At 44.2% G+C, this 16950-nt stretch carries 18 protein-coding genes; 10 read left to right on the top strand and 8 right to left on the bottom strand.

Features of this window, described 5'->3' with window-relative positions:
- Positions 1–193: 193 nt before the first annotated feature.
- The 4 genes from AC0VYG_RS10805 to ddlA all read left to right on the top strand — a co-directional run bounded on the left by AC0VYG_RS10805 (position 194) and on the right by ddlA (position 3400).
- A complete protein-coding gene (locus AC0VYG_RS10805; RefSeq protein WP_475432276.1) occupies positions 194–955 on the top strand; it encodes an AAA family ATPase in 762 nt (253 codons plus the stop codon).
- 113 nt (positions 956–1068) lie between these two features.
- Positions 1069–1698, top strand: coding sequence for a LysE family translocator (locus AC0VYG_RS10800; RefSeq protein WP_475432275.1), 630 nt, complete (start codon positions 1069–1071; stop codon positions 1696–1698).
- 57 nt (positions 1699–1755) lie between these two features.
- Positions 1756–2232, top strand: coding sequence for a WbuC family cupin fold metalloprotein (locus AC0VYG_RS10795; protein WP_199476850.1), 477 nt, complete (start codon positions 1756–1758; stop codon positions 2230–2232).
- Between the two features lie 70 nt (positions 2233–2302).
- Positions 2303–3400, top strand: coding sequence for a D-alanine--D-alanine ligase (gene ddlA, locus AC0VYG_RS10790; protein ID WP_475432274.1), 1098 nt, complete (start codon positions 2303–2305; stop codon positions 3398–3400).
- 120 nt (positions 3401–3520) lie between these two features.
- Here the strand turns inward: ddlA and AC0VYG_RS10785 are convergent, their stop codons facing one another.
- Both AC0VYG_RS10785 and AC0VYG_RS10780 read right to left on the bottom strand, forming a co-directional pair.
- Positions 3521–3736, bottom strand: coding sequence for a DUF1127 domain-containing protein (locus tag AC0VYG_RS10785; RefSeq protein WP_199476848.1), 216 nt, complete (start codon positions 3734–3736; stop codon positions 3521–3523).
- A gap of 197 nt (positions 3737–3933) precedes the next feature.
- Positions 3934–4728, bottom strand: coding sequence for a helix-turn-helix domain-containing protein (locus AC0VYG_RS10780; protein ID WP_475432273.1), 795 nt, complete (start codon positions 4726–4728; stop codon positions 3934–3936).
- A gap of 127 nt (positions 4729–4855) precedes the next feature.
- Between AC0VYG_RS10780 and AC0VYG_RS10775 the strand changes: the two genes are divergently transcribed.
- Positions 4856–5473 carry a LysE family translocator gene (locus AC0VYG_RS10775; RefSeq protein WP_475432272.1) on the top strand — a complete coding sequence of 206 codons (618 nt, stop codon included), beginning with the start codon at positions 4856–4858 and terminating at the stop codon, positions 5471–5473.
- A 61-nt stretch (positions 5474–5534) separates the two neighbouring features.
- Positions 5535–6182 (top strand): MOSC domain-containing protein, encoded by a 648-nt coding sequence (locus AC0VYG_RS10770; protein ID WP_475432271.1) that lies wholly within the window; start codon positions 5535–5537, stop codon positions 6180–6182.
- A 157-nt stretch (positions 6183–6339) separates the two neighbouring features.
- Here the strand turns inward: AC0VYG_RS10770 and AC0VYG_RS10765 are convergent, their stop codons facing one another.
- Positions 6340–7446, bottom strand: coding sequence for a tRNA-queuosine alpha-mannosyltransferase domain-containing protein (locus tag AC0VYG_RS10765; RefSeq protein WP_475432270.1), 1107 nt, complete (start codon positions 7444–7446; stop codon positions 6340–6342).
- A 139-nt stretch (positions 7447–7585) separates the two neighbouring features.
- On the opposite strand from AC0VYG_RS10765, the gene AC0VYG_RS10760 reads away from it, so the two are divergent.
- Complete coding sequence (locus AC0VYG_RS10760) at positions 7586–8329, top strand: dienelactone hydrolase family protein (protein ID WP_475432269.1); 744 nt, start codon at positions 7586–7588, stop codon at positions 8327–8329.
- A gap of 18 nt (positions 8330–8347) precedes the next feature.
- On the opposite strand, the gene AC0VYG_RS10755 is transcribed toward AC0VYG_RS10760, so the two are convergent.
- Entirely contained in the window at positions 8348–8902 is a 555-nt protein-coding gene (locus tag AC0VYG_RS10755) for a YaeQ family protein (RefSeq protein ID WP_475432268.1), read from the bottom strand.
- A 732-nt stretch (positions 8903–9634) separates the two neighbouring features.
- On the opposite strand from AC0VYG_RS10755, the gene AC0VYG_RS10750 reads away from it, so the two are divergent.
- Positions 9635–9850, top strand: coding sequence for a YjiS-like domain-containing protein (locus AC0VYG_RS10750; protein ID WP_475432267.1), 216 nt, complete (start codon positions 9635–9637; stop codon positions 9848–9850).
- 254 nt (positions 9851–10104) lie between these two features.
- Here AC0VYG_RS10750 and AC0VYG_RS10745 read toward each other — a convergent pair whose 3' ends face one another.
- The 3 genes from AC0VYG_RS10745 to AC0VYG_RS10735 all read right to left on the bottom strand — a co-directional run bounded on the left by AC0VYG_RS10745 (position 10105) and on the right by AC0VYG_RS10735 (position 11601).
- Positions 10105–10353, bottom strand: a complete 249-nt coding sequence (locus tag AC0VYG_RS10745) for a hypothetical protein (protein ID WP_475432266.1) — start codon at positions 10351–10353, stop codon at positions 10105–10107.
- Between the two features lie 129 nt (positions 10354–10482).
- On the bottom strand, positions 10483–10923 hold the full coding sequence (locus AC0VYG_RS10740) for a LexA family protein (RefSeq protein WP_475432265.1): 441 nt from the start codon (positions 10921–10923) through the stop codon (positions 10483–10485).
- A gap of 189 nt (positions 10924–11112) precedes the next feature.
- A complete protein-coding gene (locus AC0VYG_RS10735; RefSeq protein WP_475432264.1) occupies positions 11113–11601 on the bottom strand; it encodes a hypothetical protein in 489 nt (162 codons plus the stop codon).
- A gap of 275 nt (positions 11602–11876) precedes the next feature.
- Here AC0VYG_RS10735 and AC0VYG_RS10730 point away from each other — a divergent pair, with 275 nt between their 5' ends.
- Positions 11877–12440: an acetate uptake transporter gene (locus AC0VYG_RS10730; protein WP_475432263.1), complete on the top strand. Its 564-nt coding sequence runs from the start codon at positions 11877–11879 to the stop codon at positions 12438–12440.
- A gap of 278 nt (positions 12441–12718) precedes the next feature.
- Positions 12719–16186 (top strand): PAS domain-containing hybrid sensor histidine kinase/response regulator, encoded by a 3468-nt coding sequence (locus AC0VYG_RS10725; protein ID WP_475432262.1) that lies wholly within the window; start codon positions 12719–12721, stop codon positions 16184–16186.
- Between the two features lie 103 nt (positions 16187–16289).
- On the opposite strand, the gene AC0VYG_RS10720 is transcribed toward AC0VYG_RS10725, so the two are convergent.
- The gene (locus AC0VYG_RS10720; RefSeq protein ID WP_199476837.1) at positions 16290–16928 is read right to left on the bottom strand and encodes a LuxR C-terminal-related transcriptional regulator; all 639 of its coding nucleotides are present in this window, start codon (positions 16926–16928) and stop codon (positions 16290–16292) included.
- Between the last annotated feature and the right edge of the window lie 22 nt (positions 16929–16950).

Below are 16950 nucleotides of genomic sequence, written 5' to 3'. Positions count from 1 at the left end.
TAGCCTATGTTCAAAAGGCGATAGCTATCAGCTTTTTAAAGATGGTATCGTTTATCGTCATATTAGCTCCGCTGAAGATCTCGTTGCTGAGCTAGAACAATCAGGCTTTAGTATACTAGACATCCAACGCTATGAACGAGAAACAAACGATCACATAACGATTCATGCCGTTAAAAGCGGCTAGGGACAATTTATGGAATCCTTGCCCTATCTAAAAGAAATTGAGCTGAAAAGGAAAACCATCGATTCATTCGATGTCTACCCCTTCTCAATCCCGGCGGTCAAAGAGCTGGATTTTTTAGAATTTGACAAAGAAGTCACCATATTTGTTGGTGAAAATGGCAGTGGTAAATCAACACTGCTCGAAGCCATTGCGGTGGGTCTAGGATTCAACGCCGAAGGCGGCTCGAAGAACTTTCATTTTGGTACTCGTAGTACCCACTCTGAACTACATCGTTACTTGCGATTTTCAAAGTCTTTTAAGCGCTATAAAGATGGTTTTTTTCTTCGGGCAGAAAGCTTCTATAACGTCGCTACCAATATTGACGAGTTAGACGAGGCTGCTTTTCCCTATATTAATCCACCTGCAATTAAAGACAGTTATGGTGGGAAATCGCTACACCATCAATCCCACGGAGAATCCTTTCTATCACTTATGATAAAGCGCTTCTCTGGCGATGGACTTTATCTGCTTGACGAACCGGAAGCGGCTCTTTCACCGACTCGACAACTAGCTATTTTAAGCAGAATGCATCAACTCGTGACACAGCGGTCGCAGTTCATTATGGCAACCCATTCCCCCATTTTAATGGCTTATCCCGGCGCCCAAATTTATCAAATCGACAAGTCGGGACTGTATCCAATAAAATACCAAGATACCGAACATTATGAGGTCACTAAAGCATTTTTAAACAACCCTGAGCCAATGCTAAAAGAGCTGTTTTCTGAGGAATAGCTCCATTGAATTGAATGTTGAACGACTGGGGCGTGAGTAGACCCACAGTATTTTTACAATACGCATTATTACAATAATACTGTCATCTTCTCCACTTGCATGAGGAAATAAATATGCTCTCTTTACTTAGTATCGGTCTCGCTTTCTTTGTGATTGCGGTATCACCTGGACCTGCCACGGTTTCTAATGCCACCGTGGCCATGCGTTTAGGAAGAAAAACCAGCTTAATCTATGGAGCGGGACTATCCACGGGGTTGGTATTTTGGGGCGTTATTGCCGCAAGCGGCCTAGGTGTGGTTCTGCAAAGTTCTGTTTATTTACTTATGGCGCTTAAAGTGTTCGCAGGTCTCTATCTCATCTGGCTAGCTTTTTTATCCGCTAAATCCGCGATACATCCCGACAACGACATGGACCAAGTTGAAATAGGCACAAGATCCCTTATGAGCTGGTTTATTAAAGGCGTCTTCCTCAATGTATCGAACCCTAAAACAGTAATCGCTTGGATGGCCGCGCTGTCCGTAGGCCTAGGAGCTAACGATAGCACGGCGTTTCTTGTACTAGGCGTTTTTGTGTGCGTACTCGTTGGCTTTTTCACGAATGCCCTCTACTCCATTGTGTTTTCTTTGAACGGTGTCATGAATGGCTATAAGAAAGCGAGTCGCTGGATTGATGCCTCTGTTTCAGGGCTTTTTGCATTAGCGGGTATTGGGCTGATTCGCTCTGCCTTTATAAAACAAGTTTGACTCGTCGTGACGCTGGCATTAGCATACTTTTTCTTTTTATATTAAGTACTCTACACCATGAATAAACTCAGTTTTGACCAACTTTCCGCGCTTAGCGATGACGCTCGACTATCACCCCGTCTGCGAATGAATCACAATATTCATAGTGATTTATCAGACCCCGTTCAACGCTTAGCCATCGCGATGGAGCCAGACACCTACATTCGCCCTCATCGCCATATGGAAACATGGGAGCTACTCACAGCATTGCGTGGTCGATTCATCGTCCTGACTTTTGACGATGAGGGCGTAGTGATCAACCGTGCCGTCTTAGGTGAAGAAGACTCCGTTATTGAAACACCTGTTGCGGGCTGGCACGCCGTACTCTCACTGGACACCGATGCGGTCATCTTTGAAGTAAAACAGGGCCCTTATAAAGCTTTCAAAGAAGAGGATTTTGCCCCATGGTCGCCAGCGGCTGACGATGATAATCATAAAGTGTTAATGCGTTGGTACCGCGAGGCCCAAGTAGGACAACGTTGGTCAGGCTGCTAGACTCAAATATAAATCAGGATACCCTGCACTGGCAGGCATTAGACTTATTCATTGTGCAGTTGGAATTACTATGACAGCAGGTAAAATCACCGTTGCTATTGTTTTTGGTGGGCGTTCGGCGGAACATGAAGTTTCCTTACAGTCTGCTCAGAATGTGATTCGTTCTCTTGATCCTGAGCGGTTCACGCCAGTTCTCATTGGCATAGACCGTGATGGACGCTGGTTCCTAAACGAAGAGTCCATAAAGTTATTTCATGCGGATAACCCAAAAGACATTGCTCTTAATGTGTCCTCCCCTCAAGTGGGCCTAATACCCAATGGCCCAGAAAGACAGCTGGTGCGTATGGACAATAAAGAGGCACTTGGGCAAATCGATGTATTATTTCCCGTCCTGCATGGGCCTTATGGCGAAGATGGTGCGGTTCAAGGACTGGCTAAAATGGCGAATCTGCCTTGTGTTGGTGCCGATGTCACCGCCAGTGCAGTCGGCATGGATAAAGACATCATGAAACGTCTACTACGGGATGCTGGCATCCATAACGCGGCGTTTACAACACTCTATCATTGGCAAAAGGAATGGCCGATCGATGAGATCGAAGCCCAATACGGCTACCCGGTGTTTGTCAAACCGTCAAACATGGGGTCTTCCATTGGTGTCAGCCGAGCAAGCGATAAAGAATCCCTGATCCAAGCCATAACCCATGCTTTCCAATTCGATCAAAAAGTACTGGTCGAACAAGCCGTAGACGGACGTGAGCTGGAAGTCGCCATTCTTGGCAACGATCAGGTAATGGCCTCCGGCGTCGGCGAGATCCTTACCCGTGACAAATTTTATAGCTATGAAAGCAAATATCTGGATGCCGATGCCACCGAACTAAACATTCCCGCCGACATTAGCGCAAGCCAAACGGCTAGAATTCAAACCACGGCCATTCAGGTCTATCAGCTACTGGGCTGTTCTGGACTTGCACGGGTAGACATGTTTTTAACACCAGATGATGAGATTTTCATAAATGAAATCAATACATTACCTGGTTTTACCAACATTAGTATGTACCCAAAACTGTGGGAACATTCTGGTCTATCACAGCAGTCACTCGTTACCCAGCTGATAGAGCTTGCCATCGAGCGATTTCAGCAAAAACACAACCTTAAAGTCACCCGATAATAAGACGCACTGATCATTCAGCGCTCCGATGAATTAGAACCTGCCAATGCTTCTCAGCCGGATATTAATCCGGCTGATTCAACAGTGTATAAACACCAATCGCCAAGCCGCCCGATTTATTCAACGCTTTAATGGCGCTTCAGTCGGTGTTTTTTGAGCAAATGCTTTTGTTTCTTCTGTCACCTCTTTACTGCCCGATAAAGGGTAAATATGCCCTTCTTCGCGATAAAATCCCAAGTCCTTTAAGAAATGATTATCTAGGTGACGAAAGGCTCGTTTTGTCCGACGCGTTTCTAGATATTCTTTCGCTAAGTTAAAAAGGGCGATAATACTCATTAGAAATCTCCATAACTGCTTATTGGTATTGAATGCCTCATGTATTGAAACAAGCATAAAACCTCAGGTTAACTTGAGGTCAATAGCAAATACTGGTTTTCTTTCGTTTTAATCAGCACAGTAAAAATGACGCTATTGCTACAGCCAGAATAAGCGGTGACTACTTAAAGAAGTGACGAATAAAGACAGGCTTTCCTTTAGATCACAGTCGAAGCATTGGCAAGCAAATAACGCTTGCGATATTGACTGGGCGTGCAGGCAAACAAGCTCTTAAAGGCAAAAATATAGGCTGAGTCAGACTGGTAACCCAAATCCAAGGCCACTTCATGAACCGCTCGATTTTTTTCAAGTCGCTCTAGCGATAGCACCAATCTAATATTTTGCCGCCATAATGAAAAAGATTGATTGAATTCCCTTGCGCAAAGTCGCGAGAGTGTTCGCTGGGAGGCCCCCACTCTCTGGGCCCATTCTGCTAGGGTGAACGACAGGTCTGGCTTTTGATTTAATTCATTAAAAATAGACAGTAGCCTTCTATCCCTAGGAATCAACAAAGGAATTTCATAGCGTTCAGCAAGGGCTATTTGATCCCACAATACACGCAGCAAATTGGTCGTCATTTGCTGCAAATGGTTGTCCACGCCCTGTTTCACTAATAATACGATGAGTTCTTTTAAAAACGGTGTGACTAAACAGGATTTCGGTTCATTTCCGTAATGCACATGACACTTCGGGTTGAGATAAACCGCTAAAAACTGTGTTCTTGTCACAGAAATGGACTTATGAGTGGTGTGTGCTGGCACAAAGAGTATCCCATTATGCGGAACAATCACGCTTTTATTATCAATAGTTGACTGCAATAGCCCTGAAATAGGAAAGATGATTTGATGCCAAGGATGCTCATGGGGTTGCTCGACAAAATGCGGTGGCATATCCATGGACAACGAAATGACTTGGTGATCGGCAAATTTTTGAATCAATTCGTTCGATTTCATACTTGGCAACTTATCTAGGTTTTATGTCTTATAGTGTAAATTAAGCCACCCTCTTTTCCTATAGCATGATCTCTCCTTAGCAATCTTATCAGTTGCCTTTCTAAATAAACCTAAAGGGAGAAGCCCCATGAGCATGCAAGTCTGGTTAGTGTATTTAATGACAGTCCTCGCTTTTATGTGCATACCGGGACCAAGCCATATTCTTATGCTTTCGAACAGTTTAAGTAACGGCTTTCAGAGATCAACAGCGACAGCCGTGGGAGATCTGTCAGCCAATTTCTTGCAAATGCTTGCCGCAGCGGTTGGATTAGCAAGCCTTCTTCAGTCATCACAAGATTACTTTGTCGCGATCAAATGGGCGGGGGTCGCCTATCTCATCTATGCGGGTATTCGACTATTTTTTGCCAAACATTCTCCGATTAAATCGGCCTCTCAGCGTTCAGCCCCCTCTTTATATTGGCAGGGATTTATCACCTCGGCAGCCAACCCAAAAGCGATCATTTTTTTCGCTGCCTTATTTCCTCAGTTTTTATCGCAATCCCAACCTTTGGCAGCGCAATTTTTCATTCTAAGCATCACTTACCTTACGATTGATGGCTTGTTTTTATGTGGTTACGGCAGGTTTGCTGATTTTCTAGCCGCCAAGTACCGATCTCATCTAGGCCAATATTTCAATCAAATGTCAGGAAGTTTATTTGTCTTAGCCGCCTTTTTGCTTGCCATCAAAAACGTTGCAAGCAAATGATCCGCTCACAGAAAAGACAAGTGAATGAGAAACCGCACAAGAGACAGATGGGAGAAAGCAAATGCAGCTTATATCATTGAACGTATCGCAACCTAAAATGGTTGAACATAATGGGACAAGCGTGCTGACAGGAATCTTTAAACAGCCCTGTACAGGTAAAAAGTTCGTCACAAGCAACAACGTTGAGGGAGATGGACAAGGGGACATGGTAAGACATGGCGGCGTTCACAAAGCAGTCTATGCTTTTTCCTACCATCACTACGATTACTGGCGTCATACTCTCAACAACCAGAACTTAACGCCCGGCGCCTTTGGCGAAAATCTCACGATATCGTGTCTAGATGAGTCCGATATCTTTATTGGCGACCGTTTCCGTTTAGGTGAGTGTCTCTTGGAAGTCAGTCAGCCAAGAATGCCATGTTTTAAACTTGGTATTGCTTTAAACAATGCCCTTGCCATAAAACTCTTTATCGACCATTACTGTACTGGTGTGTATTTTAGAGTGATAGAAGAAGGCTTTATTGAACAAGGTGACGAGCTGATAAAAGTCGGCCAATTAGCCGAATCCGTGAGTGTGAAAACCCTCTTTCAAGCCTTCATGGATAAACAATATAAGAATGCCCATCACATTTTTTCACAGGCTCTTCGTATTAAAGAGTTAGGACCTGAATGGCAAAAAGCACTCGCCAGCCGAGCTCCGTACAGATAAACCGATTAAAACACGATGAGACCTTTGCACGATGTCACGAGCGACACCAAGACGCGGCAAAAACAGACGAGAAAGCAGAGTTTATCGCCATAAATAAGCATTCTGAGTCTGTTTTTAACAAAGTATTGGCAAGCGCAGTAGTCGTGCAAAAGTCTCACTATAGAGCAAAACCATCCATTAACGCTCTATAGTGTTTTAACACCGTCTCCCTTTGATACTCATTTACCTGTGGTGCCGTGGTTTTCTCATTAACAAGTTGCGCAATGCGATCCACTGCGGCAGTGGCTTCCTTTGCAATATCATTTAAATGACTATCATAGAGGTAAGCTGGTCCAAAGAGTTCTGGGTACACTTGTCGAGCAGGCAAAACGGGCACGCACCCAAGAGCAACGGCTTCAAGAACGGCTAGCCCTTGAAATTCATGCAAGGCTGTTGAGAGCACGATATCCGACGTAGCCAGAAAACCAAGATACTCATCTCGACTGGGCGCGTAACCAAATTGACGGATATAGGAAGCAAAGCGACGTTGAATAACCTCAAACGCTTTAGGTATGGTACGAAATTGTTCGCCTAAAATAGCGATTTCAAAATCCACACCTCGGGATTGTAACGACTGCAAAATGGCCAGCAATCGCTCAGGCCCTTTATCAAACTCCCATCGAGCATTCCATACTAATCTAAGCGGAGAATTATTTTGACAGAGAGTTGTTCGGCTCTGTTCTCCCCTCTTTTCCCAATCGATATCAATTGGCACAGGCACAACACGGGCGTTGCCTTCTATGTTACTCAACCAGTCTGGCGAGACGTAATCTGGTAATTTCTTGAGCAAACGACGAGCGCCCTCGAAAAAAGAATGTTTATTAAAATGACTATTAAAGACACACTGATCCGCCGCTAAAGCACTGTATAAAGTAACCATTTGCATTTCAACCAGACCTTGTTGTTTGTCGCTGGCGGGATAGGCAAATTGATTTTCGTGAAAATACAATAACCAAGGAATAGACTGTAAGTTTGGGCAGAGGGCTTTTAGCCCAACGCAATCCGTCATGGAGGTTGCGATGACCAGATCGTACGCTTGTTCAATCGAGGGTTTGAACGCTGCATCAAACGCAAAACTCATGGCATTACCTCGAATACGCCAGGCAAAATGCCTTGGCGGAAGCGCTAGGTAGGTCCAATCATGCTCGCCCAACCCATTCATCAGGCTATTTGCCCAGGCTTTGTGACTGCTCGCCTCATAGGCACTAAGTAGTAATATTCGCACGCCTTGCTTCCGTTTCTTAGGTTAATAGACACCACTGGTTAGGTTAACTGACCGAGTATTTCTGGCCCATCCTCGCTCGCTCGAATATCATAGTGCCATCTTGGACTATTCAAACACGACTTCTCGTAAGGATTTTTTTATGATCATTCAAAAACACGATGTCGATCTTAACACGCCGACAGGCACCATGCGCTGTACTGTCTATCGCCCTCAAGGGGATGGAAAATTCCCTTGTATTATCTTTTACTCTGAAATTTTCCAGCAAACAGCCCCCATTGCCCGCTCTGCAGCGATGATGGCTGGGCATGGTTTCGTGGTTATCGTGCCGGAAGTCTTTCATGAACTAAACCCAATTGGCACTGTATTGGGTTACGATGATCAAGGCAAAGATAAAGGTAACGCTGATAAGTTTACCAAGCCTCTTGAATCTCACGATAGTGATACCGTTGCCATCTTAGACTTTTTTGCTAAAGCAGAGTATTGCACCGGACAGTTTGGCAGCATGGGCGTGTGCTTAGGTGGCCACCTTGCCTACCGCGCCGCGCTTAATCCGCGCATACAAGCGACCTTCTGCCTGTATGCAACAGACATCCACTCGAATACCATCCCTTGCGGTGAAGGTAATGACTCTTTCACTCGTACAGGCGAGATTCAAGGGGAAATTGTCATGGTGTGGGGCAAGCAAGACCCTCACGTGCCCACCGAAGGTCGGCAGAAAATTTATCAACAATTGATCGATACTAATCGTTTATTCAGCTGGCATGAATTTAATGCTCAGCACGCCTTTATGCGCGACGAAGGAGATCGCTATGATCCCGCTCTTGCACTGGAATGCTATATAAAAGCGATAGCCTTATTTCATAGAGCTCTGCATAAGGCCTAATCAAGACGCGAGGTCGGCTTATTGCCCGCCTCGCCATACTGGACGCAGGGTGCATTCACCTACATCACTAGAAATCCACATGTCGCCATCTTGCACCGTCACGTTTAATTGCATAGAACGGGTACATAAGGCTGCCAGCTTTTGCACTTGCGACTCGGCAAATTGCAATACTCGTAGATTATCAAACCGACTGTTTTTACCTTTATTCTGTTCCCACCAAATATCAGACTTATCGTTATAGTTCACAACCACCACTTGCTGAGCGCGACCACAGGCTTTGCGCAGGCGCTTTTCATCTGGCTGACCTAATTCTATCCACATTAAAATGTCGTCTGAAAAATTCTTCTGCCACAGATCCGGTTCATCTTCCGTGCTAATTCCCTTCGTAAAACTTAACTGCTCCGCCCCTTCCTTTTCATCAGCCAATAATGCAAAAGTGGCTAAACGTACCATCATGCGTTCTTCTGTTTCAGAAGGGTGAAGCGCTAAGGTTAAGTCATAACTTTGATAATGCTGACGGTCCATATCGGACACTTGAAGGGAGGCTTTATACACCGTTGCTTTGATTGCCATGCTTGTTCACTTACTGCTAAAAGTGGAAATAGACAAGAACAGAGCACCTGAGAGGATCAACACTGCTCTGCCAATATAAAGATGCGCGTATTGTACAGCAAATGATGCTATTCCGGTAAATTACTCACTAACAACACCATGAAGATGAGGTGCAATATTTCTGACCAAATTTCTGACCAAATGGTTAATAAATATATGAATAAGTCGTCTAAACCCAAGTCTTCTGGAGTATTGCCCATTAAGGCATAACGCACCTTAAATTTTTTTCAGTTATTTATTTATTTTTATTTGACATAAAGCAAAGATTAAGGCGTAATAGGTTTTATTCTATTTAGCCCTAAAATAAATATGGATTTTCAGGCTAAATAGAATATCAAAGATTACATAGAATTTAACGCAATAAACGGAGGAAGTTATTATGATCATTACTAACCATAATCATTTTACTTCCTCAACAGTCAATCGAGAAACCCGATACTGTTAACGTTTTTCGCATAACTTGTTGAATTAATACGTAGAAATGGAGGACGCAATGATGATGAACGCCAAACGTAATAACGTTTCGTCTTCAGTTGCGCCTCGTTTGCATCGTAATAATGAGCAAGCTTTGCACCCTACGCGTTCAATGTCTATGTAATATCACATTGACCGCGGAATTTACGCGGTCTATATCTCTAGGCAAATATTAAACCTCGTAAATTCCGCCAAAATATTATTTTTTGGAGAATTATAATGAGTATCATCGCCCTATTTAACTTAGCAAAAGAATACTTAGAAGCTCGTAGAACCAAACAAGCGTTTCGCCATCTTGATGACCACTTTCTAAAAGATATTGGTTTTCACCGTGAAAATGGCCAAATTCGTCCATTGTCTGGCTCAAAAGACGTCAATCAAGAAACAAACGAGCTTATTCAAGAGCCGCCAGGGAAACACTCGAGTCATAGTTGATTAGATCGTCCTGCTGCCGCAACAAAAAAGCGGCAGCAGGACGGTAAACAACGGCAGGGGGTCAATAGAAAACCGCATCATAAAAGGCAAAGATAAACCTTTAGTGCATTCTATTGATTCTCAACAGCCCCTATGGGCTAAAAAAATCCCGATCCGTTACCTTCTGTCTTTCATATTAAAAAGCAAAAGGTAACAGGTCGGGATTTTTTATTGAATGCCTGACGATATAAGGCATTCAATATGAAGAAACGTGACTATAATAAATTAATTTTTATTTGCTCAGGTACAAAGCCAATTTTCAAGGCCACACTAAGCGCTTGGTCGTATTCTAGAATATTCAGGCAGCCCCCTTGATCATTCTCGATAATATATTCCTGCTGCTCACCATGGCTTGATATTACGACCAAATTTAAATAGGCGATATCATCCTTCGACCGCCTAAATTCGCATCGATCCAATTGACCATTTTTTAGCAACTCAACGGCTTGTTCTAAGCAACACATTGGCTGACCACCCACGCTATGACCTCAAATATAAACGCTCTACTCAGAAAGGATTTATCCATAATCCACCTTTTCGAAAGCAAGTGTATCAGAATGTTCTTTAGAGAAGAAAACTAAGCTCTATTATCACTATAACACTGCTTTTTCTTCTAGCGGCGACTGATGAATGACGTTAACCACCACACCGAGCGACTCAAACCCAGATGCCTTCATAGAAGCCTCCGCTGGGTAAGCCTTATTTTTTGGGCGCAGCAAAACATCGGGTTGTAACATGAGGGCTTGTACCGTGATTTCACCATTCTCACGCGCCAGTACAATATCCCCGCTGCGTGCGGTTAAGGATCGATCCACCACTAAAATATCGCCCGATTGAATGCCAAACTCTTTCATGGCATTACCTTGAGCACGCACAAAAAAGATGGCCATCGAATGTGAACTCGTTGTTTGCATAACGGATTCATCAACGAAGGAGAACTGAGAATGAACCAACGCTTGCGCCCTGCTCATAGCAAGGACAGACGCGGATTCGGAAGAGCCAAGATAAGATACACGCATAACAGTATCACTCATACTTTATATTTTTCCAGAATAAGGTCTGTCATAGAGAATAGCCAAGCGAATTTTTTTCATCACAAAGACCCTCTTTCGCATAAAGATCCTATTTGCAAAAATGCCATTCTGTGTTCTTAGCCTAAACGTCGTCGAAAAGGCGATAAACACGTCATTAAGTCGTTAGAAAGGCTCTCTCGTCTTTACTCATCATTTTTTAAGGGAGCCTTTTTTCTTAGGATAAAAAATCGCCTCACCGCTTAATTGCACAGGGGGAAAGCCGTCGCAGCCATAAAACCCACCACAACCATAGAATCCACAGCAACCGTAAAATCTATGCCCATAATTCATTCCTCCCATCCAAGGCATCCCTCTAAAAAAGTAGGTTCCCATATTTGCCCGCATGTAGGCAGCCAAAAACATATCCGTATTACCAATAATGACGCCATTTGCCCCCAGTGCGGCCGCTCTTCTTTTCAACCCATGGATGGCACTTGCCACAATGGTCTGTCGATCAAAGGTATCAAAGGCAGGTGAGCTAATCGTGCCAATGACTTCATAAGTAAAGTCCGGCGCCTTTTTAAAGACCGTCACCTGGCTTACGTCTATCGGATCTCGGGCATTAGGATACATATCTTGAACGGCACAAGCGGATAAACAACACGTTAGCAACACACAGAAGATTAATCGACCCAGCATTAACACATACTCCCAACCTGTTATTAATAGTCACTAGAATGATCATAAAAAGCACTAATAGCAATCACTAAGCCTAGCGACCTCTTCGTCATGATATATCAGCCAGCTTGTATACGACTAAAGTCGAACTGACGAATGACCTGAAACCAGACACTATAGATTGAACGTCAACGTCAGGGATCGGAAGTAAGACAAAGTCCGAAACCTGATTATGGTGCTAAAACGTTTTTAGGTAAAAATACAATCATTAAAATAAATATAATAAGAAGGTATCTATGGAAAACGTCACGTCTTCAATCAAAAATGTCGATTTGTCAGCCAATCCAGCCCCATTGGGATTGCTTGCTTTTGGTATGACAACCATCTTGTTGAACTTACATAACTCTGGTTTGTTTCCCTTAGGCTCAATGATACTGGCCATGGGGATTTTCTATGGCGGCTTGGCTCAAGTGATTGCTGGCATTATGGAATGGAAAAAAGGCAATACCTTTGGGACTACCGCTTTTATCTCTTACGGTTTTTTCTGGCTAACCTTAGTTGCCCTAATCACTTTACCCAAAATGGGGTTGTCTGATGGGCCCAAAGGCTTATCGATGGTCGCCTATCTCATCCTGTGGGGCGTGTTTACAGGCGGTCTATTTATTGGCACCCTGCGATTAAGCAAATCTCTGCAAGTCGTCTTCGCTACCTTAACCGTTCTGTTTTTCCTACTCGCACTGGGTGATTACACAGGAAGTGCGACTATTGCGCATTTAGCGGGCTATGAAGGACTTATCTGTGGAGCGTCTGCAGTGTATGCAGGGATGTCCCAAATTTGGGATGAGATCTACCAAAAGTAGTCGGTCAACACACTTTCTGACATTACGCCTTCTCTAATGCTCACATTCCATGTGAGCATTAGTTCCTAAAGATCATCATACAAAGTCATGATTTATCCCGACAACAAACCACATCGTGCTGAAGCACGACCTACCAAACCTTAGAACTTTTATAGGCTGGACTTTAGTCAAGGGTCATTGTCGAGATGAATCTCGACCTAAGTCGTAGAGGATTCTGGAATAAGCTATGTTACATTGGCGAATTATCATAATAAGTCTTAGCACAGGTAATGTAATCGATGACGCTTTTTTGGGCCCTATTAGCCATACTTTATATTCTGGGTTTATATTGGATCGCTCTATGGGGAGATAAGGAAAGCCCAACCGCGAAGAAGCTGACTCGACATCCCGTTGTTTACAGCCTTTCACTGGCGATTTACTGTACGGCTTGGACCTTTTACGGCGCGGTTGGCGAAGCTTCTCGGTCTGGTTGGAATTACTTACCCGTTTTACTTGGCCCGATTTTGCTGTACTTGTTTGCCTTTCCGTTTATCCGCAAGATGATTGCCGTCAGTCACAAGCAGAATATCACCTCCATTGTCGACTTTATCTCTTCTCGTTATGGTAAACGGCCATTAACCGCACCTCTGGTGATTTTAATTGCCATGGTGGCCATCATTCCTTACATCGCTTTGCAACTCAAAGCACTGGGCTCTAATTTCGCTTTATTTGTCAATCAGGATGAGCCTTCGGCGAACTTTGTGGTGTTGATCGCAACCATCTTGATTGGCGGATTTGCGATGTTATTTGGCACCCGGAAAGTGGAAGTGACCGAGTATCGCTCTGGCATGATGTTGGCCATAGGGGCGGAGTCTTTGTTTAAACTGATTGCGATTGTCGGTGTGGGGGTCGTGGCCGTCGTCGCAATGAGAAAAAACCTGCCAGAGTTAACCCCTATCACCCTCGACCTAAGTGCATGGCACTCGCATCAGCTTATTTCTTTTTCTTTTGTGATGCAGACCCTCATGTCTGCTGCAGCGGTGATTTGCTTACCAAGACAATTCCATGTCACGGTAGTCGACCATCAGAATAAACGTCAATCCAATATGGCGCGCCTACTGTTTCCTTTGTATTTATTAATCTTTGCGCTGATTATTCCCCCTATTGCGATTGCTGGACAAAGTTTATTCTCAAGTGACATCAATGCCGACACCTATGTGATTCAATTCGCTCTGGCATCGGATAATCTACCCCTGAAGATGCTGATTTTTCTGGGCGGCATGTCTGCTACCACCGCGATGGTCATTATTTCAACCTTTGCCTTAAGCATCATGATCAGTAACGATGTGGTGCTGCCTTTAATGCTGGCGCGCAGCAACGCCCAACAAGCCTTACCCTTTTATAGGCGTCGCATTTTAATCATTCGACGCCTCGCCATGATGGGGATTTTAACCCTGTCCTTTCTGTATTATCAGAAAATGGCAAACAGCGAATCCCTAGCGGGAATTGGCTTAATTGCTTTTTCTTTAGTACTGCAATTACTCCCTTCGGTCATCGGAGGACTCTATTGGAAGCGGGGTCATGCATACGGAGTCTACGCAGGCTTAATTCTGGGCTTTTTATGTTGGAGTGTATTACTCATGATGCCTCTCACAGGCAACATGAACTGGACATTACATGACGAAAAATCTTGGTCCATGTTGCTCAGCCATGGGGCTTTTATTAGTTTAATCGTCAATATCATAGGGTATATCGTCGGCTCTCTCTTATCGACAGAGCGTTTAATTGATCGGATACAAGCCACCGCTTTTGTCAGCCCCACTGCGGAGATTGAGCATCGTTTTTTTAAACCTAAAAGCAAAGCCCTAAACAGTGACCTTTTTGTCCTGTTGGAAACCTTCTTAGGCGCCCAAAAATGCCAACAGGTCCTAAACACCTTTGAAACTGAGCGCGCTCATCACCTTTCTGCCAATATGCCCCCTGATAGCCATTTTATCGATTATTGCGAGCGTATTTTAGGCGGTGTGCTAGGTGGCTCATCGGCACGAACTATTATTAATTCGGTCTTGGTGGATAAGCGTATCAAGGTAGAAGAAATGGTAACCTACCTAGATGAAACCACTCAGGCGATCCAGTTTAATCAAAATTTATTGTTTATTTCGATGGACAATTTAGACCACGGCATCAGTGTGATCGACAAAGAATTACGCATGGTGGCTTGGAACAAAACCTACTTAACACTTTACCCTTATCCAGAAGGGCTCCTGAAAATTGGCTTACCCGTTGAAGACTTAATTCGCCATAATGCTGAGCGCGGAGAATGTGGCGTAGGCGAAGTGGAAGATCTGGTCAACAAACGTTTAGGCTATTTACGCAAAGGCTGCGCCCATCGTTTTTTACGACGCCGAGCCAATGGACAAGTGATTGAAATGGTCGGAAACCCGCTGCCTGGCGGTGGCTTTGTCACCAGTTTTACCGATGTCACGGAGCACATTGAAAGTCAGCAAGCCCTTAAAGAAGCCAATATCGATCTAGAAAAACGCGTTAAAGCCCGTACAGTAGAAGTACAGGGCATCAACCAAGCCTTAATGGAAGAGATAGAGCGTCGTAATATCGCGGAAAAAGCCCTGATAAAAGCCAAAGCGGAAGCCGAGCATGCTAACGCCTCGAAAACCGAATTCTTAGCCCTTGCCAGTCACGACATTCTCCAACCGTTAAACGCAGCAAAACTCTATATGGGGGTGTTGCAATCCAGCGAATTGGCTGCCAATACTGCAAACGTTGTTGATAAATTATCCGACTCCCTCGAGTCGACTGAATCCCTTATTTCTACCCTATTGGAAATCGCACGCTTAGATCAAGGGGCCATTAAACCCAATTTGGTCGATTGTAATTTAGAAGAAATCTTGTCACCTATTATTGCGGAGTTTGGTGTCATTGCTGACAATAAATCCCTCACCTTATCCACTCGTATTTTACCCTTACATGTCCATAGTGATCCGATTTACCTACGCCGTATCATTCAGAACTTTGTCTCCAATGCCGTAAAATACACCGCTAAAGGACGAATTCTTTTATGTACACGTAAGCGCAAAGATTATGTATTACTGCAAGTATGGGACACAGGTATTGGTATTCCCGAATCGGAACAGAAAAAAGTGTTTGACGATTTTTATCGTTGGGAAAACACCAAAGAACAAGGGATGGGGTTAGGATTGGGCCTAGTTCGACGCCTGCAAAGTAAATTAGGTCTGGAAACTCAGTTACGCTCTACTCCAACAAAAGGCAGCTGTTTTTCGATTCGCATTCCTCTTGCCATCCATAAACAGAAAAGCACCCTTAACTCGCCCTTAAAATCGACAGACAAGCTACTTCATCTTGCCCACTGTTACGTCTGGTGCATCGACGACGATCCAAATAACCTCACAGCGATGACCTCTTTATTAAGTCACTGGCAATGTGACTGCCAAACCTTTAAAAGTGCGGCGGATGCCAGACAAGCAGAAGGAGAAGCAGAACTATTGTTAGTCGATTATCAACTGGAACAGGGGCAAGATGGCTTATCGCTTATTCGTGAGCTACGCCACAAGGCCAATAGGGATATCCCAGCGGTACTCATCACCGCACAGCGAGAACCAGAGCTTGTGGATCACTGTAAAGAGAATAACGTGATCTATATGGCTAAGCCGGCTAAACCAGCAAAATTACGCGCTCTGATTCAACACATCCATAAGCAAAGAGAGAGCCAGACAGACACCTTTGTTTAAGCCCTTGAAGATATTGATAGTCCTATAGAACACAAAGTCAGTGAACAAGCTCAATGAATAAGCCCTTATCAGCCTGTATAACACATCAGCTCGAGGTTACGCATCACATCTGCAGCTTTAGCTCACTGGCCACCAGCACCGCTTGTGTACGATTATTAATCTCAAGCTTGCGAAAAATAGCCGTAATGTGGGCTTTTACCGTCGCTTCGGATATGGATAATTCATGGGCAATTTGCTTATTGAGCAGCCCTTCATGAAGATAACAAAGCACTTTATATTGCTGGGGAGTAAGCTCTGCTACTCGATGTTGCATGCTCAAATCCGGGGTAGGTTGGTCTTGTAATGCAGATTGTAGATAATCGGGCAACCAAATATCGCCCGCTAAAATGGCGTGAATCGCACGGCTATAAACCGCTGGTTCACTGGTTTTGGGAATAAACCCCAATGCACCAGCTTCGATGACTTGCGCGACCATCGCGCTATCGTCGCTACCAGAAATCACCGCCACAGGCACATCAGGAAAATCGGTACGAATACGTATCAAGCCAAACAGCTCACCGCTGCCAGGCATCTTTAAATCCAACAAAAGCAGATCGACCTCCTCCATCTCGCTTAAACAGCGCAATGTCGAATCCAAGTCGTCTGCTTCTTCTATGGTAATACCGTTTATTTCTGCACGAAGCGCACCACTTAGTGCGCTTCGGAACAGAGGATGATCATCTGCGATAATAAGTGAAATCACTCACAATCCTTGTTAAAGGTTA

Source organism: Marinomonas sp. 63XJN7_7_ISO-PGPR-S23-202 (assembly GCF_056173505.1).
Note: the sequence above shows the minus strand (reverse complement) of the source record. Positions and strands in the feature narration are given on the sequence as shown.